This window comes from Candidatus Hydrogenedentota bacterium, from assembly GCA_019637335.1.
Classification (GTDB): Bacteria; Hydrogenedentota; Hydrogenedentia; order Hydrogenedentales; family JAEUWI01; genus JAEUWI01.
Window position 1 is genome coordinate 60,562 of the sequence record JAHBVV010000032.1, and the last position, 22,988, is coordinate 83,549.

The window sequence follows — 22,988 nt, forward strand, 5'->3', positions numbered from 1 at the left end:
GTTATTTGTTCCTTTCCCCGTCCTTACTACAGTTTGCAGTGGGCACTTGCCAAGTTGCAGCGAGGTCACAATCCGACCATGCCGGATACTCTTTGAAAATCTTTCTCACCTGTTGCAGATCGCATTGAATCTCGCTGGAGATCAGCATCTCGACCCGCTTGAGTTCAGCAAGTTCTCCGGAATCAAGGCTTGACTTGTGCCGGTTCGGGCGAATGCCTCCACGTGAACTATAGAATTGCTCGCGCATGAACATAAAACGGTGCAAGACGTCGAAATACCCCCCGCGCCCGTCACCGACCAAGTTGTCTACACGAATACTGTAACGTACGAGAGTATTCTTGGTGTGCCCGTGGAGGATTGGAATCCGCGCGAATGGCGTAGCGTCGTCGCGCGTGGTGGCGCAGCCGAAGTGTCCTTTTCGGTCCTCGCGCTGCACACGGCTATAGCCCGGGTTCGTCTCACCCCACAGGTGCTCGGGTACCCAGTAGATACTGCCCCGCGGTACGGGCTGTACTTCCGCGAGCAGCATCTCTGCCATTCTTAGATTTTCCACCGAAGGCATTCGCATATCTCCCCGTGCTTTCGAAAGGACTTCCAGCGTCCCTCTACCCTTGGCGGGTAACTGTATAGTGGACACTGCGCGACATACAAGTCTCAGTAAACGGAACTATTCACTGAGGGGGGCTCATTCGATACGGAATTTCGCGAAGGTTGCCGCTGCATCCCACGGAAATTCTTCCGGACCTGCTCTTATTACAAGAAGAACGCCGAGGACACCAAGCTTAGATCGGCAAGGACTAACAAAGCAGCAACGATAACCGTAGCGCGCAATTGAAGGTGAGAAGAATCATGAAAAAAATCAAGGGCAAAAAGCACCTGACGACGGTCACCGCGAAAGACGTGCAGAATGTTCTCGGGCAATTGGATGAAGTGAATCGGAAGGTAAGATCCTCTGGCTCCCTTAGAGAATTCTTCGACGATGTCGTTGACATGGGCACTCTGATTCGCGACTTCACTACTGGCCGTTATTCCTTGGTTCCCTGGCGAACCGTTTCAGCAGTGACTGTGACGCTTACGTATGTTTTCATGCCGTTGGATGCCATCCCCGACCTGATACCTGGCATCGGTCTCACCGACGATGCCGCCGTGGTCGCGCTCTGCCTGTCTCTGATACAGGACGACCTCGAGGACTATCGCCGCTGGCGGCTGCGGAGTGGGGGCTAATACGCCTCTGCGTCAGACCTACATCCACCACAAGAACGATAACCATGTCCATCAAGCTTTCGTCATTCGCATTAGACAATCCTTCCCCAGTTTGGGGGTTTTAACTGCGGCGAAAACATCATCCTCCATGATGACCGGAAATCTTCCTCAACTCGCTCTTAGTTACCTTTGTAATCAGCCCACGGAGAAGGAACCATGAATCTGATCGCCCTACTAAAATCCCCGCTGGCTCGTGAGGTGGCCAGTATGGTCGTTCTGAGTCTAGTGGGCATGCTGCTCGACAAACTTGAGGATAGTCGGGCAAGGCCCAATTGACTGGTTTGATCCATAGGCCGCGTACCACAACCGACACAAGGATCCGCCATGAGATCAATCACCATTTCTCTCGCCGCAGCCGACTTCAATACCAACTCAAACCCAAGCAACGCCATAGAACATACCACCTCCTACAAAGGAAACAAATCCATGAAAAGCACCCTCTCCTTCACCGCCATGGTTGCCGCTGGCCTTCTGCTTGCCGGCTTCGCCGCAGCCGACACCAGTCTCAAGCCCCCTGCGGATCTCAGCACGCTTACCAGCCACCAGCACGCGTGGCACGAAGCCTCTTCCGAGACCCGAAAGCTCATGGCCGAAGCCCTCGGCGAGGCGGGTGCCGCCCAGTGGGCCAAGGGCCAGGGTTACGAGCCCGTCCTCGACCACACCCAGAAGCAGTTCCGCCAGGGCGTGGATCAGGTCTACCGCACGCCCGACGGCAAGATCGTGTGCCTCGAAGCCAAAGGCGGCACCAGCACCCTCGGGCAGCGCAAGGGCCTCACCCAGGGCACGCCCGAGTTCGCCGTCGAATCCGCCGCCGACATGCTCAAAAGCCCCAGAACCACCGTCGAGGAGAAGAGGGTCGCCGCCCTGGTGCTCCAGGCCGCCAAAGAAGGCGCCCTCGAGACGGTCGTGATCCACACCGAACACACCTACGGCGAGCCCAAGGCCCCTCGCGTGAAAGAGGGCTTCCACTTCACCACCGACCACCCGAAGTCGAAGGCCGCCGCCAGCCGCGCCGCCACCCTCGTCGAAGAGCTTCAGGACATCATCCAAGTCGCACTGAACGGCACCAACACCGCCGCCAGAAAGGCCGCCCAGGAGGCCGCGGACGCCCTCAAAGGCAGCGCCCTCGCACTCAAGCTCACCAAAACCCTCGCCAAATTCGCGGCTCCCGTCCTCGTCATCGTCGATCTCTACGCGGCAACCCAAGAGTACCAATCCATCGAAGCCGAATTCGCCCAGGGCCGCATCACCGAAGACGAACGCCTCAACCGCCACGTCCAGCAGGTGACCGGCATGATCGGTGGCTGGGCCGGCGCCGCCGGCGGGGCCTGGGTCGGGGCGATCGGCGGGAGCGCCGCCGGCGCCGCCATCGGCTCCTTCGTGCCGGTCATCGGCAACGCCGTAGGCGCCACCGTCGGCGGTGTCGTCGGCGCTGTTGCCGGCGGTATCGGTGGCTACGCCGGCGGTGATCGCGCGGGACGCGCCACCACCGACTGGGTCCTCGGCACCGCGCTGGAAGCCGCCCCGAAAACCGGCGACTGACCTGAGACCGCCTAATCTGGACATCACCCCAATGAAGCTTCCCCATGAAACTTCTACTAAACGAAACGTGGCGGGGTGTACCCCGACGATGAAAATTGTCAGTGCTACTAAAGATTCAGCGGACCTAGATTCTATCACCACACGATTTTTGATGCAGAATACGACGAGAACTTCGGACGTCCGAAATTTCCCAAGCACACCACCTATCATCCGCGCCCCTAAACATTCCTCAACGCCAGCAGCTCCCGCGCGGGTGTCCGGTCGCCGTTGGCGCTGATCCGTCGCGGGGCGTGCAGTTGCACGATGCGGAATCCAAGATCCTGATAGAGCGTTCGTACGCGGTCGGTGTCGTGGTTGGAGAGAACCACCGGACCGGGATGGCGCGCGAGCCAATGGGCGAGGCGCACCTGATCGTCCCATGAGAAGCTCTCGGCGCCGTACTGGGTGAAGGCGTCGTCGTAAGGCGGGTCGGCGTAGACGAAGTCGCTGGGGCGCAGGCGAAGCCGCGCGAAGTCGCGGGACTGGAACCGCCAGGATGCGAGCTGTTGGCGATGGGCCTCAAAGCGGGTTGCGCAGCGCGTCCGGCGGTAGCGCCCGAAGGGCACGTTGAAGTCGCCGCGCCGGTTGAAGCGACAGAGGCCGTTGAAGCCGTGGCGATTGAGGTAATAGAAAAGCATGGCCGCCTCCGGGTCACCGGAGCGCCCGCGCGCGATAAGATCGTTAAACCGGGTCCTGTGGTTGTAGTAGGTTGCGGCGTCGTTTTCCAGGGCGATGCGAATGATGAGACCGCGCTGGATCCAGGTGTAGAAGTTGATCAGGTGCGGGTTCGCGTCGTTCAGGAGGGCCTCGCGGGGACGCAGGCCCAGGGCGACCGCGAGGCCGCCGCAGAAGGGCTCCACAAGGCGGCGCTGCCGGTGGCCCGCATAAAGCGCGGCGATATCGGGGGCCAGCCAGCGCTTGCCTCCCAGCCACTTGAGGAGCGGCGGCAGCGCGGGCGCTGCTGTTGCTCTGGGGTTTGTATCGGCGGTACCGGGTTTCGGCTCGGGTCGTGTCATGCGACCCCGTTAACACGCGGCGCGGGCCGGAACAACCCAAGACTTTTTTCCCTGGAATTCCGGGATCTTATGGTACACTACAGCCAACGCAGTTGAACCCGTTCCTTAACTCCCTTGTTGCCAGGAGAAAAAACACGGCAGCCTGCGCGCCACACCGGCACGCCTTCTCAGGTTAGCGAATTACGGTTTGTTAACGCGGAGAAGGAGGAACCATGAAAAAGCGCGCAGTCCACGTGATTATCCATAATCACGTACATGGCGGGGGCGATAGCTCCCGTTGGAAAAGGTTGAAATGGGTCATAATCTCGGGCGTGGCCGGCTTTCTAGCCGGCGGCGGCCTGATCCAGTTGCTCATGTAGACCTTTCCAGGTTTGGGACCGCACTCCACCCGGAGTGCGGTTCTTTTTTTCCCGAGGCCTCAGGAGAGGTTCCGCGCGACCGCGGCAAGCGCGGCCAGGAGCAACCCCACAATAAAGCCTACGAGAATGTCCCGAATGATCTGCTTGCGGGTTTCATTCTTGTCCTTGTCCATGAGGCGCTCCTTAACAGGAAAGCGCGCCCCTGTCCACCGGGAAAATCGCGTCTGAACGCCAAATCGCGCAAGAGCCGGGCGGCCCGGGGCCGCCCGGCGGAAATATTAATCGGACGCTTCCTCGCCGGCCGGATTCAGGATCCAATCGAAGGCCTTGTCCGCCAGCTTGGCCACCAGGGGCAAGTCGTCGCGCCGGAAGCTGTCGGTGGATTTCCAATCATCCCCGTCCTTGTAAATCCGGGACAGGTTGACGTTGTAGTAAACGCCCGATTCGGATTGGTTGGCCCAAATCACCGCCTTGACGGCGCCGATGCGAATTTCGTGTGCTGGTCTGTTCTTTTCCATGATGTTTTCTCCTATGAGAGGTTTATAACGGGTGTGCACACCACGGAGGGGTTATGCCGAGGGCAAGGAGGAACGTGCGCTTGCGCAGGTAGTTCCTTGACGGAGAAGCGACCCGTCCGTACGCGAAGCGGGTGCTCCCGAATAAACCGGCGGGAGAAAACCGGAAAAGAACGCGGCATGGGAGACGCATCGGGCGCGGCGGCGGAAACGTCCGCCAAACGAATCGGCGGGCCGCCACGCCAACCACCCGGAAACAGCGGGATGATTGGGATCGCCAGCGAGGCGCGCCGGCGACGCACGCACCAGCCAACGCGACAGGCTACGATTAGACGCCGCGCCGGACAGCGAGGCTGATACGTTGCCGCCGGGCGGCCCCGGGCCGCCCGGCCTTGCGATTTGCGCGCCCGCGCCCGCAAGACGTCGTGGGGCCCTGGTAACATCGCGCGCGCGCCAGGCGCGCGGAAATGGATAATGGCCGCGACACTGCGGAGCAAGCCGCAAGCCGCCGCCATGGGTTACATAAGATAGATTATCAGACGTTGAACGGGGTGGTGAAGATCCCCCACTTTGATCGGTCCCCGGCGCGGCATCTGTCAGGATGCTGCCGCTCCAACACCGATGGATACGTACCCAATTGAGCCATGCCGCGACTGCGTACGCACATCGTTCCGCTCGGATCAATCACACAACACACCCAAGCGTTGTCGTCACACCCCAACGACAATTGATCGCCTGAATTAAGCGCCGATCTGGATTTCGTCGAGGCGCATCGCTCGCCATGGTTTGCGCAAAGACTTTCAAGCCTCGCCGAAGTCGTGCTCATGCCGCTCACAATGCCCCGAAAGTTTCGGGATGCAATCCACGCCCACGTCACGAAAATTGGTACGCCGACAGTGCCCGGTACACGATAATCAATGGAGAGATCATCCCCTCAGGAAATATCGGAGCGGTAAAGCTCCCCCACTCTCGTCCGAAAACTTCGGACGTCCGAAGTTTTCCTGCGACAACAAGCCAAGCGCCATACGCGACATCCACACCCGCACCACGCGAATGCCAGGCACCGGTCTCCGCTCTCCCCCACGCTGATCAAAAAACTTCGGACATCCGAAGTTTTCACTACCGAGGGACCGTATGGCTCAGGCGGGCTGAAACCCCGCGGTTAAGACTTCCAGAATACGTGAAGGATCCATCTGCCGGGGGTTCAATCCGGACGCTTGGCGGATACTCCCCCATTCTGAATTGTTTTCGGGAAAGGTGTCCAAGAATTCTTGCAGGTCTGAATGAACCGAGCGGGGTATGGTCAGCTGCTGATCCGGTGCGAGAAGCAATGACAGTTTGAACACATCATTCCGGTGTTTCTTGATGTGCTTCTCGTCGACGTGATCGCCCTCCCGGCGCCGGTTGTTCAGATCCAGAAAGGCCTTGGCCTTGAGCAGAATGAGGCCTTCGGGAGACAACAGCGGCAACCCTTCACGCATGCGTTTATTGTCTCGCACGACGCCATAGTAGTCGTCATCCATGAGGATTGCCGACAGACTCGATGCATCTTCGCCGGCGGGAATTGGAATTATCTCCGGAGATCCCCGAAGTTCCAGCGTCGCCGGCGCGCGGGAGAAGATTTCGAGCATCGTTGGATAGTCTTCCTTCGGCGCCGTGAAACGATAATAGACCCTCTCCCCCGTGTTCTTCCGCAAATTGTCGTAGCCGCCGTCTTTCACGAATTGCCAGAAGTGGCCGAGAAACTGATCGTCAATGTCTTCAACGAATAAGACCAGGTCGAAGTCTTTCGTAGCCCGCGGCCTCATGTCTGCTTCTTCGAGCCATTGCATGGCCGCAACGCCACCAATCAGGACGAAGTTGTCTGCGTACGCGCTGAAGTGATCGCGAAAGCGTTCGAGTCCTTTGATCATTCTATAACCTCTATAAGTTGCTCAAGGGCGGCCTGAACGCGTTCGTCGGGATCCTCGCGAAAGCAAAGAAAGAGCGACAAGGGGTCCACGGCCGCGCCAATGGCCAGCGCCCTGGGTGAATAGGCCCACGTCTCAATGATCGCCCGGGCGTCTTCCTCAAGTTCTGTTATTTCAATTCTGCCTTGCTCTCGTGCCTTGCGGAACTCTACTTCACTCATCGCGACTGTGAGAAGTTCATTCGACAGGATATCGGTTCGCTTTGACAACGCAGTCAACCCGGCGCGAAACGAAGTCTTGATCTGCTCATCCAATTCGCTCGCAAGGAGTGTCTTCTTGACCGGGGCGCGCATGTAAGGAAGGGCTGTCCGCCAGAGTTCCGGCGGCGTGGCGCGAAAGCGGATTCTTTTCTCACGTCCGACGCGGATCCGTTCGCAGAGTTCCAAGGAGACCAGTTCGTCGACGGCCTGTGAAATGGCCATGGGCGTATACCCGAGTATTCCGGCGATATGCGCTAGAGGCCGTTCTGTGATGTCGTGAGAAAGCAGATGGCGTAGCACAACGACCTGGGCCACCCAACTCATGGTTTTCATTTCCCCATTCGTGCGCGCAGGAAAGCGCTCCCGCAGATCCGTCAGCAGCATGGGCATATACATTTGCCGGTGCGGGACGATGAAGGGAACCTGTTTCTGAATGAGCCGCCGCCGCTCATAGGATTTGATTTGAGGAAGCACAAGGACAACGGTTGCGCCCAACTTGGTCTGGATAGCTTCCCGCTGTTTGGCCAATCTGGCCAGATCGAGTTTGCCATGGAAATCGGCCAGCGCAACAAGGACATTCTCTCCGAAGAGATTTAACTGGCGGATTTCGAGCTCGGTCGTCAGGTACAGGGGAAGGGCAGCCAGGGAGTTCTTGGCCAACGGATGGATTTCCGGCCGCGCTTCGAGGGTCGCGGCCAAGTAGGATTTCAGTTCGTCCAGTAGGCTCATTGGATGCCAATCATAAAATTATCTATGCACACTAAAATAACAAGATTTATTGTGCATGTCAAGCTTTACTTATGATTGGCGCCGTCGTATCCCAAGGGTTCAATATTGAAGAAACATCCGTCCTCAGAGAATCCCGGTTCGACTATTGCATTACAGCGGGTTCGATTCACGCGGGCGATGAAAGAACTTCGGACGTCCGAAGTTCTCCCCCCTACACCCCCGCTGACCGCTGACGTTGCCGGCGGCCTCTTGCCGCAACCTTAACCTCGGTAAGGGCATTGGCAACACGTGCGTAAACGTCTGCTTCCCGGCCGAGGTCTTCGAGCCGAACTACCACCGCAAAAGGAACAGGTTGGGTTTTCCGTTGCCAGCGCTTGTACGAAGCAATGGCACGTGTATAGTGGCCATCGCTGTGGGCCGCCTTATGCTCCGTCCATTCCAGGAAGTCGTGCTGCACCGTGCCTCGCGACCGCCGCTGTACTCCGTAGCAGAACCGTAGTTCGTTTGGAAGATCCGGCGAAGGCTTATCGTCATCGTGATTTGCTACACCGTCGAGAACCGAACCTTGCTTGCCCTCGTCCTCTTGACGGATCATGCCATCAATAACCGGATCGCGACTGATGTCACCATCTGTCGGGATAGCCGCCTGCCCCTCGGGGCCTTCGGCGCCGGCCACGGACCTTCATGGCAGGGCCGGGCGCGGCGTGCGTGATCCTCTTGCGGCCACGGTCTTGCGTCAGTCCGCACGCTGTGGATGGTGGTCGAGCAGGCGGCCCGCCGGGTCCGCGAGCCAGTTCAGGTACTCCTCGAGATTGGTGTAGCCATCACCGGTGCGGTCGTGGTTGCGGTCGTTGGAATCCCCGGGGTCGAGGCCATGTTCAGTTTCCCACCAGTCGGGCATACCATCGCCGTCGGTGTCGGATGGTGGCGGGAGAGAGCGCAGTACCGGCCAGCCGCCCACGTCTTCCGGGCTGTCGATAATGCCAGTGGCGGCGCCCCGCGTTCCACCATAGGTTGCCGTCCCCTGCCGGACCTCCTCGACAAGGCGCCGGTCAATGGCGTCACGAGCGTGGGAGGCGCCGGCCCCATCGAGGACCGACAGATAAGCCTCCGCGGCGGGCTGCTCCCCGTGCAACGGGGGGAAATCGTGCGGGGCCGGCACAAGCGAGTCCGGTCCGGCTCCCTTCCGGAACTCGATCCCGAGGTGATTATCCTCGCTCAACGCTGGATAACCCTCGACATGGTTCCCAGAAACATAGAACCGTGGCGCGACTTCCAATTCCCCCTTCATCGGGGGATCATTCCATATCTGATATATGATAAAGACCTCTGGACGGCCCGCGTTCGGCCCGGGCTTGTAGTAGTTGTTGGCCCAGTTTACGTAGGCGTTGGAGCCGTCATAGCTGGCGCGGCTGGGGCAGTTGTAGATGACGTTGTTGCGAAAGTCCACCTTGCTGTGCGCGCGCCAGGCGATCTTTGGGCCGCGGTTGTTAAGGTGTGCGTAGAGGTTGTGGTGCAGCGACTCGCGCCGCCCGCGAATCACGCTGCCAAAAGCGCGGTTTCGGATGCCTTCCACGCGCGGCACGTTGTAAAGGCCTTCCGAGATGATGCACCACTGAATGGTAATCAGGTCGGTGACGCCGGCTTCGGTCTCCTGGACCGAGCCATAGGCCGGAGAGGAACTGGACAGGATCTCGTCCACCCCCCAGCTCGCGGTTACGTGGTCAAGAATGACATTGCGCCCCGCATGGATGCGAACCGCGGTATCCGCCCGCCCGGCACGGTCTCCCAAGCGCGAGCGGATATATCGGATGATCACATGATCGTTGCCCACAACCAGGCCATGATCGCGCAGAGTGATGCCGTCCCCCGGGGCGCTCTGTCCAGCAATGGTGATATACGGGGCGTCCACCGAAAGCGTACTTTCTAGAGCGATGGTTCCCGAAACCCGGAAGAGTATGGTGCGCGGACCATCGGCGGATTCAAGGCCGAGGCGCAGTGAGCCGGGGCCGCCATCGTCCAGATTTGTCACGTAATAAACGTCCCCTCCACGTCCGCCGAGCGCATGACGCCCAAAGCCCTCCGCTCCGGGGAAGGCGAGTTGCGGGCCCGCATCCGAGGCCGCGCCCAGATATTCCGCGCGCAAGCCGGAAGGCGGCCAAACAAGCAGGATCGCCATGCAGGCGAAAATGGTCAAGCGACTTGACGGTTTCATACTCGTCGCTCCCCGGGGTGTTTCGTTTCCTGCGATTCGTTTCGACGCTGGCGCGGCGGCGGCGGTGAGCCCAGCGCTACCGCATGCTGGTGCTTGTTAACCGCTCCAATGTTACCTTGTCAACGCACCTCCATTATAGCCACCAATTCAGACTCTCCGCCGTATAACGCAACATCACCGTCACCGACGGCCTCGACGCCGCGTGATGGTGGGCTCGCGAAAGAAGCCGGTGTCCCCCCGCGGGATGGCATGTACACGGGACCAGCGCGACCGGATACGTCCGGCCAGTCAGGCGAGAACCTCCAGCGAGCCCGCGCTTGCAATCCGTACCCCGCGCGCAGCTTCCCACGCCTATCGGATCGGCTTCCGAGTCGGAGGGTGTCGCCTTCGGAGATCCGAAGCCTTTCCAGGCGGGATACTTTTTCTTAGAAAACCTCGTTCACCGCCGCGAAGGCAAGGACGTTCACGATCTGGTGTACATCCTGCAACGCGCTGGCGGCGAAGCCGCCGGGGTCAGGCAGTCGGTACGACCCGAAGAGCTTAAAGCCGATGCTTTCGTCCATGCCATGAAGACGCTTCGCGGAAATTTTGAAAGTCCAGGCGAGGATGGCCCCGTGCGTTATGCGCGTTTCCTTCCGGATGCGCCGGATACGGCTATTCAGGCTTTCGCGGCGGTGAACGAGTTTTCTGAATCGCTTCCTTCCTGAATAGTAAGCCGCGAGCAGGGCAGGTGCGTGGCCGCGAGGCGACATCGTGCGCCCGTTTCCGTTGGCCCGTTAGGGCCATCGGAGGCGCAGTATGCTACCCGCGGGCCTTCCGTGGCGAGAGGACACGACTGGCCCCGTTTCAAAACTTCGGACGTCCGAAGTTCCTGCCGGCGCGCGGGGGGAGGGTGAGGATGCGTAAGATGTCGCTGACCTGGGATTTCTGGTAGGCGTTGGCCAACGTCACTCTGTTAGGATGGGCACGTACCGCTCTCGGGTATTGGTCGGCTTATCTCGGTCTAGATGATGATTCCCCGTGACGTTGCGTTTCGGTCAATGGGACCGCGCCTCCTGAAGGAGTCTCGTGATGTATCGGCTTCGCTTTGTCTATCTGACGCTGCTCTCATGTGGCCTGATTCCGGTTTCGCTCGCGGGAGCGCAGGAACGGGCCGTATTGGAAAACAGCCAATTGGGTCTGACTTTCGACGCGACTTCTGGCACGCCGATTGCCTTGGAAAACAAGCTCACGGGCGAAACCTACGGCATTGCGGGGGATCCGGTGGTGGTGGAGGCGGTAGCGTTTCGCTTCGATTCGTCGGAAGCCCGTGTGGCGTCGGTTGCCTTGTCGGATGAGCTCTTCCGGGTGCACTATGCGACCGATGCCGTGGCGGTTGAAGTCACCTACCACCTGCGCGCGAATGATCATTTCCTGGAGAAGCGGGTCGTTCTCATTCCCGCTCAGGCTACGGGCGTGACGCGTGTGGTGGTAAGCAGCCCCACGATCGCATATGCGGGTCTCGGCGTGGTTGAGTATCGCTATCCGAAGTTCGGCCGGACCGCGGGCGCCGAACCCTCCCGCACGTATTTTGGCCGCACGGAGAAAGGTGGATTCTTCGCAGGCGTTGCGGAGCCATTCGACGCTTCGAACGCCAGTGGTAACCGGCTTACACTTGCCTATGCGCCTTCGTTGAAGGTGGGCGCGGGTCAGCGCTTCGCGTGCGAGCCCGTCTACCTCGGCGTATACAAGCGGTCGCCCGACGACCAGGCATCCGACGGGTTGCCGCTCTGGTCGGAGTCCAAGGCGATGGTGGCCATGACGTCCACGGTACTGGGGCCCCCTCGTCACGGTCTTGTGCCCATGGCTTGTGGCTGGCACAGCGAAATGAGCCAGAACGGCTATGCAACGCTGGCGGAAGTCGAGGCGGACATGGCCTCGCTCGATTTCCTGGCCGCCTGCGGCATTGACTGGCTGTCGGACAGCCACCCCTGGGGCGGCGAGACCGAGAAGCTGCACAATCTTACAGCGGGAGACCCGTTTGAGATCGGCCCCTTCAACCGGCGGTTTCTCGAACATGCGCAGGCGCGCGCCGTGCGCGTCGCGATGTGGCCCACAATGAACAACAGCCACCCCTGGTCCAAACTGGGGAAAGCCCTTCGTCCGGACAGGCCGGACTGGCTGATGACCCGCGCACCCAAAGAGGGCGAATCCCCGCTTCTATCCCGTAATCCGGCCAACTGCCTGGCCAACACGGAATTCCTCGACTGGCTGATCGAAATCAATCTCCAGGGCCTTTCCAGCGGCTTCCATGCGTCGTGGGCCATAGACGGGAGCTTTTTTGGCGATGGCGGCTGGTTTACCTCTATTGTGCCCGCGGACTGCACCGCCGATACGCACGACCACCTTCCGGGCGACTCGAACTACGCCTGCCAGCGCGCCCTGGGCCGCCTGATCGACGCAGTGCGGGAGGCGCATCCGGCCATGTACATTTTCACCTGCCGCCCACCCATGGATCTGGGGGTGTGGTCGCTGCAGAATGTGGACGTCTGCTTTACGCTACTGGAAAGCGGCACGGCGGACGAGGAGGTGTCTCCGCTTCCCGGCCTGTCCGGACAGCCGCTGAACGTAGTGGCCGGTGACCACATTCGAACCTGGTCGCGCGCGCGCGTGCACCATGATTTCTTCCCCCATTATGTGGATCAGCCCCTGCTTTTCCCCAGCCGTTCCGCCGCGCATGATCGCGCGCCCAACTGGCCGCGCGGGAATCTGGATTACATTCTCCTGAGCGCAATATCGTCCTCGCCCAATCAGTTGTATTATATGCCGACCAAGACGGGGATTCCAGAGGAAGATCGGGCCGAGATCCAGCGGTGGCTCGATTGGGGCCGCAAGAATGAGGAATATCTCAAGGTGAGAAATGACCTGCCGGGGTGGCCTGCGGCGGGGCGCGTGGACGGCTCCGCACACATCGCCGGCGACAGGGGTCTGGTCTTCTTGTTCAATCCCAACCCTGAACCTGTAAGCGGCGAGTTTGCTTTGACGGCGGAAAGCATCGGGCTTGAAGCCAGCGGTTCGCTGCGCGTGGAACAGGTGTACCCGAAGTCGGACCTGCACAAAGAATTCCAGGGCGGGCAGGTGGTTCGGTGGGAGGTTCCCGCGGAGTCCCCCGTCGTGCTCCGCATTTCACCAGCACGATGACCAGCAATTCATACTTGCGCCGGGGCCACCTGTTTCGGGCGCGGGCAGAGGGAACGGGGTGTATTTCTACCCCAGACTCTCCAGCGCCTGGAGCAGTATCGCCTTCACCGACGACTTGGACACCGGGCCCTTCTTGAAGGTCACGGCTACGGTCGCGCTGGGCAGAGCGAGCGGCATGACCAAGCTCAAGGGCTTCCGCCAACCCGAAACACTGGTCGTCCCTTCGGCGGCCATCACACGCGGGGCTATAGGGCATTGGCCCGCTGATGCAGATCGGCCAGGGCCTGAAGCGGGCGTTGCTGGAGGGCCAGAAGGCCACCGGCTGCCTCCCAGCGATAGACCGTTGCCGCCGTGACACCGAGTGCGGTGGCGAATTCCACCACGCTCAGGCCAAGCTTTTTGCGCAGCCGCGCGACGGATGCCGAGGAGGGGCGGATCCGGGGCACGGGTGATGCACCCGCTCCGCGTTGCTTCGCCGCATTTTCCGCGCGTGCTGGGCGGGCGGGCGTGGTCTGTCTGGCGGGCTGTCTGTTCGTTGCCTTCCGTGACGGCGTCGGTGCGTTGCTCGATTTCGTGGCACGCGCGCCAGCACCGTTCGCCGGGACCGCGAGGGGGGCGGGGTCGCCATCGTCGAGTTCGATCCCGAATATATCCGCGAGCTGCGATTCCGCTATGGCCCCGCCGCCCGCTCGGGCATTTCCGGGAAGCGCCAGATCCGCGGTAATCAGTTCCTCCGCCGCCACGTCGCGCAGCAGAAACAGCAGCTCGGGCCGCGTGTCAAAGCGGTTGCCCGCGCCGTACAGCACCGCAGCTACGTGCTTGCACATGGTGGCCCAGTCGGGACAGCTGCACTTGAGCTTAATCTCGCCGGGCTTGGGAAAGAGGCCGCCCTCCCGATCGCTCACGACCGCCATCACTTCGTTGGACAGCTTGCCCTGAAGCAACTCCAGCATGGAGCCGATACTCCCGGCGCATTTGCCTTTGATGGTTTTCCAGGCCGACGCGGGCAGCGCCTTGATCTCCACGGTAACGGTGTAGAGCGAGGAGCCGGAAACCAGGGCCTCGATGCGGCCCGGCTGAATTTCCAGGTGGCACACGGAGCCATTGCGCGCGTAGGTCCGCCCCCGGGGCAGTCGGTTGGAATAATCGGAAAACGACTCCAGATGTTTGCACCAGCCCTTTCCCCAGAAACTGTGGGCAATCTTCTGCCCGTCAATCTCCACGGGCTTGACATCCTTGCCCTGCTTCCGCAGCGCCTCCATCTTCTTCTTCGCCTGCGCACGGCGCGCGGCCACGGGCACATATTCGCGTTCCCAGTAGGGCATGGATACTCCTAAAGCGCCGCCTGGCTCACATCGAGCCGGACCAGGCGCAGCAATTCGTCGTCGGGCAGTTCGGTCAGGTTTACCTCGCCCTCGCCCGAGAGCAATTCGGTCGCCAATTGTCGCTTTTCCTCAATCAGCGCGTCAATCCGCTCTTCGACCGTGCCTCGCGTGACGAACTTGTGCACCAGCACGTTGCGCTTCTGGCCGATACGGAAGGCGCGGTCCGTGGCCTGATTTTCCACGGCGGGGTTCCACCAGCGGTCGAAGTGGATCACGTGGGAAGCCGCCGTAAGGTTCAGGCCCGTGCCGCCCGCCTTCAGCGACAGGATGAAAAAGGGCGGGCCGTCCTCTTCCTGAAACCGGGCGACGATCTCCTTCCGCTGCTTCACGCCCGTGCCGCCGTGCAGGACGAGGCCCGAACGCCCGAAGATGGCCCCCAGATGCTCCGACAGGGGCTCGATGATCTCGCGGAACTGGGTAAACACCAGGACCCTCTCCTGCCGTTCGGCGAGTTCCTCGCAGATCTCCGCGATGCGCAAAAACTTCCCGCTGTCCCCCGCGCCGTACTCGCCGTCCCCGGCAAGCTGGCTGGGGTGGTTGCAGATCTGCTTCAGGCGCATCAGCGTTTGCAGCACCAGCCCGCGCCGCGCGATCCCGTCCGCCTTTTCCAGGGATTTCTTCATCGACTTCACGGCCTGCTCGTAGAGCTTAACCTGAGCCTTGGTCAGGTTGCAGTAGCGCGTGGTTTCCGTCTTGTCCGGCAGGTCCGTGATGATGGCGCGGTCTGTCTTCAGGCGCCGCAGGATGTAGGGCCCCGCCAACTGTCTCAAGGGCGCGAACTGGTTCGCCGGGCGCGCCTGGAGGCCCTTCACGAAGCCCTTGAACTCCGTTGCCGAACCGAGCAGGCCGGGGTTGAGGAAGTCGAAGAGGGACCACAGATCGCCCAGGCGGTTTTCCACGGGCGTACCCGTGAGCGCAATGCGCGCGCGCGCGTCTAGCTGCTTGACGGCTTTCGCCTGACTCGCGGAAGGATTCTTGATGGCCTGGGCCTCGTCTAGAATGACCAAATCCCAATGCTGCGCCGTGAGCCAGGTCTGGCGCGTCAGCATGGCGTAGGTCGTAACCGCGAGATCGACCTCGGAAAGGTATGTTTCCGGTGCCTTGGCGATCTGCTCGAGCTCTTCGCGGCCCGCCTCCGCCGGGTGGAGAAACTGGAGCGTCAAGGACGGCGCAAAGCGCTCCGCCTCCTGGCGCCAATTGCCCAGGAGCGAAGCGGGCACCACAAGCAATGAGGGTTTCCGTTTGCCCGCCCGAACGTTGCCCCCGGCCAAGAGCAGGGCGAGGATCTGGATGGTCTTGCCGAGGCCCATGTCGTCCGCCAGGCAGGCACCGAGGCCGAGCTCAGTGAGGAATCGCATCCAAGCCACGCCGTCGCGCTGGTAGGGGCGGAGGGTATCGTGCAGCGCGCCCTTTCCGCCGCCGGCGAGGCGCGACGGATCCCGCAGGCCCGCCAGCACCCCGGCCAGGGCCTCGCCCGCCGTCACGTGAACCCAGGAGCGCTCCTGATCTTCTTCCACTTCGTGGGCCAGATCCCGCGAGGCTCCCGCCAGAAGGCGCATGCCTTCCACAAAGGAAATTTCGCCGTTTGCGGCATCCGCCTGGATCGCCTCCCAGTGGCCGATGGCCTCCTGGAGCTTTGCCCGGTCCACCTCGACCCACTGGCCCTTGATCAGCACCAGGCCATCCTCTCCCGCCAGCAGCGCCTTGATCTCCGACGGCGACAGCGCCGCATCGACGAGCGCGACCTCGACGTTGAAGTCAAGCATGGCGTCCGTCCCGAGGGTGGATCTTCTCTGTTCGCCGATGGTCACCGCCACCCGGGGGCGGGGCCGCCGTTTCCACCAGTCGGGCATGGTCACTGAGAGGCCGCTCTCCTCCAGGGCGGGAACGGATCGCAGGAAGGTATAAGCGCGCGGGGCGGCCCAGGCCGTCGGCTGGTAGATCCCGCTGGAATCCACCAGCGCCTTTACCCAGTCACAGCGCTTGGCCGCCTCGTGGACCGGTGAAAGCAGCTTGACGAGCGCGGGCCGGTTATTCGCGGTGGCGTACTGCTCCAGGGCCTTGCGCAGGGGTAGGTGCCTGAGCTGGCCCGATGCGCCGAAACCCGCCGTGTAGGTGGCCATGAAGGCGAAGGGGCTCACGCTGTCGTTCTTGTTTTCGGCCAGGTGAAAGCAAACCCGGCCGACCTGCCGCCACCGGGGCGCCCGCGAGTCCAGGAAGGACTCCAGGTCGCCGTCCTTCAGGATAGCCTCGCGCACCCAGGCGTCGAGGTCCTCCCAGATCGCGCACAGTACGGCTTCTGAGAGATATTCCGCGCCCTCCATCGGGGGCGCGGTCAGGATCAGTCCCGCGCAGTCGGCGGGGGACGGGGGCGAGATGCGGAAGGAATCGGCACCGGCGGGCACATGGCATAGAGCCGTCAGATAGCGCGCGGCAAAGTCCTGCCAGTAGCGGAGCGAGGCTTCTCCGCCGGAATACGTCTTCTCCGCCGCGAGGACAAACAACGCCTCGGGCCAATGGGCACCGAACGTATCCCGAAGGACCGCCTCGCCACGCACGGCGGCGTGTTCGTCATCCACCCAGCGCAAGTGGCCCGCCGGGGTCAATCGAATAGGCATTCTGGCTCCTGGCGCGGCTAACCCGCGCGTTCTAGTCCTTGTTCTCCAGGGCCGCCTCAATTTGCCGGCGTTCTCTCTGGATCTCCACTTGCAGCTCTTCTTCACTCGGCAGGAATTGCAGGTACTTTGACGCGAAGATCTGGCGGCTCTCGCTGAGCACGGAATACCTGGCCACGGCCTCGCTCTTGTCGGAGCAGAGAATAAGCCCGATGGTCGGGTTGTCTTCCGGCATCTTGAATCGATCCTCGAAGAGACGGACGTAACCGTCCATCTGGCCCACGTCGCGGTGGGTCAATTTGCCATTTTTCAGATCAATAAGGAGGAAGCATTTCAGGATGAAATTGTAGAAGACGAGGTCGATGTAGAAATCCTCACCATCAAAACGGATGTGGCGCTGACGTGCGACGAAGGCGAAGCCTTTTCCCAGTTCCAGCAGGAACGATTGCAGGTTGTCGATGATGGCCTGCTCGATGTGGCTCTCGTGGAGTTCCGGCCTGTCGGGAAGGCCGAGAAACTCGAGCACGTAGGGCGATTTCAGCACGTCCACAGCACTGGGCGGTTCGCCGGTCAGCCGTTCCCGATCCGGCGCGTCCACCGCGGTCGCGCCACGATGGGCTACAATGCGCTGGTAGTAGGCGGTGTGAATCTGGCGCTCCAGTTGGGCCTTGCTCCAGCCGCATTCCACCGCCTCGCGCTCGTAGAACGCACGCGCGGCGGGGTCGTCGACCCGCATCAGGGCGCGATAGTGGGACCAGGAGAGGAGGGGGGAGAAGGCTGGTGCGAAATTGATACCCGTCGGGTACTGATTCTCTACAGGGACCAATTCTCTTCCCGACGGGGCGGGAATAGCCTTGTTCGTGCCGAATTCCAAGCCCGGCGGGCGCTGTTTTTCAATTTCTGCGAATTCGTCACCAGACGGGTGGGGTTTTCTTTCAATGCTCAATTCGTCACCCGCCGGGTGACGAATTTCCCGCTGAGCCAATTCCCTCCCCGCCGGGGAGGAAATTGCAAGTCGCTCAGAATAAACCAGATAGAACTTTCGGTAGTTCTGGAGACTCTGCTCGGAGAAACCCCGACCGTACCGCTCGGTTAGACGGGCGGAAAGACTCTCAACCACCTGCTTGCCATATTCCGCCCGGTCCTCGCCGCCTTGGATCTCTTCCACAATCTCCCGGCCGATGAGCCAGTAGGCCGTCACCATCTGGGTATTGACCGCCCGGACAAGATTCCCCCGGGCTTCTTCCAGGATCCCGACAATCCGCTCAAAGAGGGCGTCCGGTTGTGCCAACGATCGGTCGTTTGTTGGATTGCTCATCGTTCGCTCCCGGCGCCTGCGCCACGTGTTGCGGTCATTTCGATGGCTTCCGCCGGTGTATTTTACCCCAAACTCTCCAGCGCCTGGAGCAGCATGGCCTTCACGGACGACTTCGACACCGGCCCCTTCTTGAAGTTCACGGTGACGGTGGCGCTGGGCAGGTCGATGCGGTAGGTCTGGTCTTTGGGGGCTTCGGTGGTCTTGGCGACAGGCCTCGGGCTGGGCGCGGGGGTCGGGGCTTTTTTGCCCTTGGCCTCGTCGATCCTGGCCCGGATCTCTCGGTTGGGCTTGCCGTCGAGGACGTCTTTGACGAGGTGTTTCTGGAGCTTCGCGTCGTCCACGCGGGAAATGCGCATGACGGCGTCGTAGGGGACCGGGGCTTCGGACGTCCGAAGTTCCTGCTGGAGCGCGGGGGGGAGGCTGAGGATCCGGAGCATGTCGCTGACCCAGGCCTCGCGTTTGCCGATCATTTTGGCGAGGTCGCGCTGGGTCTTTACGGCGGGATCTTCATCGAGGATGGCCTGGAGGGCTTCGGCGAGCTCCACGGGCGGAACGTCTTCCCGCTGGACGTTGCTGACGATACTGCGCCGCCGCCGGGCCTGGCTCTCCTCGGGATCGGTGATCACCACGCGGAGCTGCTTGAGGCCGGCTTCGCGGGCGGCGCGCAGGCGCCGGTGCCCGGTGACGACCATGTATTTTCCGCCGTCGTGGGCGGTGACGGTCAAGGGCTCGATGACGCCCAGGGCCCGGACCGTGTCAACCAGCCCCTCCATGTTGCGGAAGGTCTTGCGCTCGTTTTTCGGGTCTTCGATAAGCAGGTCAATGTCCAGCAGCTGGGCGCCGCGTTTGGGGATCGCGGGGATCGCGCCCTTGCCCTTTTCCCGGACCAGTTGAAGCCGCGAGGGCCGGTTTTCGGCGGTGGATTCTGCGTGGCTCATGCGTTGGCTACCTTCTTGCGTTTCTTGACGTTGAACAGCCCCAGCACCTCGTCGCGCAGGGCCTTGATATCCACAGCCCCCTTGGAGCGCGGCCGGTATTCGAGAATCGACCCGCCGTGCTCGTCCACCTGGGCGAGCCATCCGCAATTGCGGATTTCGGCCTGGGCAATGGGGATGTGCTCCTCGTGCATCCGCTCGATGACCCGCTTGCGCAGGCCGGGCCGGTGCAGATTGTTGAGCACGTGCAGGAGGTGGAAGTCCGCGCTTGGCCGGATCTGGAGCAGCAGGCTGTAAAAGTTCGCGTAGGACTTCACGGCCTTGGTGCTCTCAAAGGGCACAATGAAGAGGTCCGCCGGATAGATCGTGTTTTCCATGATCGGCGAGATCTGGTTCGGGGCATCGACGATCAGGAAGTCGTATGCATCCTCGGGCAGTTGCGCCAGCACGCCGGCGTAACCTTCGAAGTAGCCTTCCTGGTGAACGATGTCCCGGCCGTATTCCTCCAGCGCGAAGGCGCTCGCGACAAAGGACAGGTTCTTGTGCCGCGTGGTGTGGATGACCTCCGCCAGCGGCGCATGCCCCAGCAGCGCCGCAACGATGGTGTCCTCCCAGGAGAGGCCGTCGCTGGCGTGGAGCCATTCGGAGACCTGGGCCTGCGGGTCCATGTCGGATAGGAGCACCCGCGCGCCGTCCTGGGCGAGGGCCGCGGCGAGGTTCATGGCGATGGTCGATTTCCCACACCCGCCCTTCGCATTAATGACCGTAATGATTCTCATACGTTGACCACCTCCTGGCCCATGCGGGTCGGATTAAATTCCCGGTCCCATCCCCAGAAATCGAGAATGCTCCCGTCGAGTTCCCTCGAATATTCGTAAAAACGCTTCAAATGCTCCTTGTCGCTGTCGAAAGCAGCGAGCATCTGATTGATAAACTCGGGCGACTGGCAATACGGCGAGGACGCCAGGAATTCCCGCTGGCGGCGTTCCTCCTCCTCGAATGCGGCATACAGCAGCGGGTTTTCGTCCCGAAGCTGGATTTCCCGATCGCGCACGTAGTCCATATAGTCTCCGCGAAACCGGTCATAGTGCAGCTTGCGGGCCCGATCGGCCGCCTTCTTCGCCGATGCGCGCACCTTCCGACGAAAGTCCACAACGAAGGCGTCCCCGTGGCGGGTTAGGGCCAATTTGAGCGAGCGGGGCATCCCGGGGTTGGCCAGCTCCTGATCGCGGACGTATTCCCCGAAGCTTCGGCCCATCCGGTGGACTTTGTCCTCGTGGGGATAGTGGCGAAGCAACTCCTTCACGAAGCGCTCCCCGGCTTCCACGTCCGACCGCACCACGGCGGCGGCGGGCTGCTCGCTGTTGCCGGCCCAGGCCGCATAGAAGTGAGCGGCGAAGACGCCGCCCAGGCGTTCGGGATTTTCCGCCTCGGGACATGGCCAGTTTTCTTCGATACTCTTCCGCAGGAGGCCCAGGCGGTTCCGGGTGGGATTCCGGAGTGGAAGCCATTCGCATTGCTGGATGATCTGGAGTGGGGGAAAGGCCTCGGCGAGTCGTGTCGCCGTGGTTCGGTCAAACCCTTCCTCCTTCAATCGAGAAAAAGCCCCCTCGACAGCAGCAGGCGCCGCCTGTTGTTGTTTACTGGTTTTATTTAGGGTGTTCTTTAGATCTGTTATTTCTATACCGGTGTCAATAATGGACTGGTCACGGTGTTCTTTTTGAACCGGCGCCGGTTTGGATTCTGAACCGGTCTCGGTATCCTTTATGAACCGACGTCCGGTATCTTTATTGAACTGAGTCCGGTCTGCTTTTTGAACCGGTCTCGGTGAAGATTCGTGAGTGGCCTCCGAGTCGGCCCGGTATTCTTTTTGAACCGCCTGAGGGCTCGGATCGCGGAAATCGCCTGCTTGCTCCGGTATCCTTTTTGGACTGTTCATCGGATAAGTGTTTGTGTCAGTCCACTTTATGCCATACGTGGCGGCGCGGCTGGCCTGCCCGGCATTGGAATCAAAGAAGCCCGCCTCTATGCGCTGTATATGATTGTTTTTGATGGAATGCTGTATGGCGTCGTTGAGACTGCGCCGTGAGGCGATTCCCGTGATGCGCTGAAGCCGGGTGAAGCTCATTTCAATCTGCTGGCGCCGGAAGCCGAAGCGGGTCTGGAATCCGATGGTGTGTCGGATGATGGCGCCCACGACCTTGATTACGGCCAGGGATTCGTTGGGCACGGTGAAGTCGAAGAAGGCGTTTGGGATGTAGGTCAGGTTTCCGTTTCCGGAATAGAAACCACCAAAAACAGATAGATCCTTGATGTATTCGTCGCGATCATCCCAACAAAGCTCGTAAAGCGCCGATACCGCGCTCTGGCGGGGGCCGGAGGCGCGGCCTTCCCTGATGCAGCGGATGAAGTGGTGGGTGACGGCTTCCTCTATCGCGGGTCCGATGGCTCCCCGGCTAATCCCCGCCTCGCGGATGAGCTGGTTGTAGGAGATGACAACCTGGGGTTCCTGGGGATTGCCCTGGGCGTCGCTCCATCCCAGGGTTTTTCGTATCATGTAGGCCACAAGGCGGACGCATCCACGGGACGAATGGCGCAACACCACGTCGAAGAACTGGTTCGGCGTGTAGGTCGTGTTGCTGGTGGGCGCGGGATAACCCTGGAAGGGAGTCCTGTCGCCGCGTTTCTTATCGCCCTTGGTTGCCATATGTTATGCGCTGTGCCGTTGTTCCTCTTGGGAGTGAATAGGAGTGCCGTTCTGGGCGGCAAAGTCTTCGATGATCATGTTGACCACTTCGCTTCGAGAACGTCGCTGAAAAACCGGTGATTCGCGGCGTAACTCGTCCAGATAAGCGAGGATACGGGCATCGAAGTTGATGCCGGTGGTGCTCTTGGTGCGGGTGGCCGCGCTGTTTGTAGATGCTGACATGGACCAAACTCCTTGATGAACCTTGTCGTTGTATGTTGATCGTGGACAACGTTCGACAACTTTGTCAAGGAAAAAATCACCTTCAATCGCAAAATGCAGGGGAAAGACGCAGGATCAGGCCCAATATGTGGGGTTTGCTGTACCCGCCCGGACTGCCGGCCCGGAGGCAATACCGTTTCCCGTATAGTAAATAAAGTAAATTTCCATAAAATCACTGTCAAGAATTTACTGGCCACTGTCGGGTGCTTTCTCCAGAAGTGCATCCCGAGGTCGCCAAATCGTGGGAAATTGCTCTATAGAATGGGATGGGCGCGTTGCCATTTTGGCGGGGGACACCCGGGTCCTCGGGAGGTCTATGGCCGACCGAGATGCCACTCGAAGGTTGGCCGACTGGCGCCGAGCGTTGACGCGGCGAGGCCCCGTATGAAAGGGGCGCAATTCGCTTGCAGTCGTCCGGCGCTTACGCGGCCATATACCGGGTCTGGCGGATTAAGCACGCCTGCGCGCCGTCTTCCTCACTGATGGCCCTATTCCGAGTGGTGAAGCGGGCGGACGGGAGAATCTTTCTGAAGCACGCCGCGCCGGGCAACATGGCCCTGGCGGACCCTGCGGGTGGTCTCCCGGGTAGGGAGCACGGGGTGCGCGGAAATGGCGTTGTCCAGCGTGCCCGGTCGGATGACTTTCGCCAGTGACTGCCATTGGAACCTGGATTGTCCCGCGCACGGCTGGAGGTATTGAAGACTAACGTTCTTCGGGATCTTGCATCGATTCCAATTCC

18 protein-coding genes and 1 pseudogene are annotated in these 22,988 nt (G+C 61.0%); 4 read left to right on the top strand and 15 right to left on the bottom strand.

The window, feature by feature from the left end; genetic code table 11:
- Window position 1 precedes the first annotated feature (1 nt).
- Window positions 2–538, bottom strand: coding sequence for a hypothetical protein (locus tag KF886_23510; GenBank protein ID MBX3180329.1), 537 nt, complete (start codon window positions 536–538; stop codon window positions 2–4).
- Between the two features lie 311 nt (window positions 539–849).
- On the opposite strand from KF886_23510, the gene KF886_23515 reads away from it, so the two are divergent.
- Both KF886_23515 and KF886_23520 read left to right on the top strand, forming a co-directional pair.
- Window positions 850–1,224 carry a DUF1232 domain-containing protein gene (locus tag KF886_23515; protein ID MBX3180330.1) on the top strand — a complete coding sequence of 125 codons (375 nt, stop codon included), beginning with the start codon at window positions 850–852 and terminating at the stop codon, window positions 1,222–1,224.
- 465 nt (window positions 1,225–1,689) lie between these two features.
- Window positions 1,690–2,805 (top strand): hypothetical protein, encoded by a 1,116-nt coding sequence (locus tag KF886_23520; protein ID MBX3180331.1) that lies wholly within the window; start codon window positions 1,690–1,692, stop codon window positions 2,803–2,805.
- 218 nt (window positions 2,806–3,023) lie between these two features.
- Here the strand turns inward: KF886_23520 and KF886_23525 are convergent, their stop codons facing one another.
- The 6 genes from KF886_23525 to KF886_23550 all read right to left on the bottom strand — a co-directional run bounded on the left by KF886_23525 (window position 3,024) and on the right by KF886_23550 (window position 9,848).
- The gene (locus KF886_23525; GenBank protein ID MBX3180332.1) at window positions 3,024–3,860 is read right to left on the bottom strand and encodes a Dam family site-specific DNA-(adenine-N6)-methyltransferase; all 837 of its coding nucleotides are present in this window, start codon (window positions 3,858–3,860) and stop codon (window positions 3,024–3,026) included.
- Window positions 3,861–4,497: 637 nt separating this feature from the next.
- A complete protein-coding gene (locus KF886_23530; GenBank protein ID MBX3180333.1) occupies window positions 4,498–4,737 on the bottom strand; it encodes a hypothetical protein in 240 nt (79 codons plus the stop codon).
- Between the two features lie 1,136 nt (window positions 4,738–5,873).
- Window positions 5,874–6,647, bottom strand: coding sequence for a hypothetical protein (locus KF886_23535; protein ID MBX3180334.1), 774 nt, complete (start codon window positions 6,645–6,647; stop codon window positions 5,874–5,876).
- Complete coding sequence (locus KF886_23540) at window positions 6,644–7,633, bottom strand: hypothetical protein (protein MBX3180335.1); 990 nt, start codon at window positions 7,631–7,633, stop codon at window positions 6,644–6,646. Before KF886_23540 ends, KF886_23535 begins: the two co-directional genes overlap by 4 nt.
- Window positions 7,634–7,844: 211 nt before the next feature.
- Window positions 7,845–8,309 (bottom strand): hypothetical protein, encoded by a 465-nt coding sequence (locus KF886_23545; GenBank protein MBX3180336.1) that lies wholly within the window; start codon window positions 8,307–8,309, stop codon window positions 7,845–7,847.
- Window positions 8,310–8,369: 60 nt separating this feature from the next.
- Window positions 8,370–9,848: a pectate lyase gene (locus KF886_23550; GenBank protein ID MBX3180337.1), complete on the bottom strand. Its 1,479-nt coding sequence runs from the start codon at window positions 9,846–9,848 to the stop codon at window positions 8,370–8,372.
- Window positions 9,849–10,165: 317 nt separating this feature from the next.
- Between KF886_23550 and KF886_23555 the strand changes: the two genes are divergently transcribed.
- Complete coding sequence (locus KF886_23555; protein MBX3180338.1) at window positions 10,166–10,555, top strand: hypothetical protein; 390 nt, start codon at window positions 10,166–10,168, stop codon at window positions 10,553–10,555.
- Between the two features lie 364 nt (window positions 10,556–10,919).
- Entirely contained in the window at window positions 10,920–13,028 is a 2,109-nt protein-coding gene (locus KF886_23560) for a hypothetical protein (GenBank protein MBX3180339.1), read from the top strand.
- 245 nt (window positions 13,029–13,273) lie between these two features.
- Here the strand turns inward: KF886_23560 and KF886_23565 are convergent, their stop codons facing one another.
- The 8 genes and pseudogenes from KF886_23565 to KF886_23600 form a co-directional block, all read right to left on the bottom strand.
- Complete coding sequence (locus tag KF886_23565; protein MBX3180340.1) at window positions 13,274–14,353, bottom strand: helix-turn-helix domain-containing protein; 1,080 nt, start codon at window positions 14,351–14,353, stop codon at window positions 13,274–13,276.
- A gap of 8 nt (window positions 14,354–14,361) precedes the next feature.
- Window positions 14,362–17,031 carry a DEAD/DEAH box helicase gene (locus tag KF886_23570; protein MBX3180341.1) on the bottom strand — a complete coding sequence of 890 codons (2,670 nt, stop codon included), beginning with the start codon at window positions 17,029–17,031 and terminating at the stop codon, window positions 14,362–14,364.
- A 31-nt stretch (window positions 17,032–17,062) separates the two neighbouring features.
- Entirely contained in the window at window positions 17,063–18,346 is a 1,284-nt protein-coding gene (locus KF886_23575; protein MBX3180342.1) for a DUF1016 family protein, read from the bottom strand.
- Between the two features lie 62 nt (window positions 18,347–18,408).
- Window positions 18,409–19,284 carry a ParB/RepB/Spo0J family partition protein gene (locus KF886_23580; GenBank protein MBX3180343.1) on the bottom strand — a complete coding sequence of 292 codons (876 nt, stop codon included), beginning with the start codon at window positions 19,282–19,284 and terminating at the stop codon, window positions 18,409–18,411.
- Window positions 19,281–20,060 (bottom strand): annotated as a pseudogene (locus tag KF886_23585) (ParA family protein). The gene KF886_23580 and the pseudogene KF886_23585 overlap by 4 nt, the downstream one beginning before the upstream one ends.
- Entirely contained in the window at window positions 20,057–21,988 is a 1,932-nt protein-coding gene (locus KF886_23590; GenBank protein ID MBX3180344.1) for a hypothetical protein, read from the bottom strand. The pseudogene KF886_23585 and the gene KF886_23590 overlap by 4 nt, the downstream one beginning before the upstream one ends.
- 3 nt (window positions 21,989–21,991) lie before the next feature.
- Window positions 21,992–22,210, bottom strand: coding sequence for a hypothetical protein (locus KF886_23595; protein MBX3180345.1), 219 nt, complete (start codon window positions 22,208–22,210; stop codon window positions 21,992–21,994).
- Window positions 22,211–22,737: 527 nt separating this feature from the next.
- On the bottom strand, window positions 22,738–22,988 hold a 251-nt coding region (locus tag KF886_23600; GenBank protein ID MBX3180346.1), incomplete at its 5' end, for a hypothetical protein.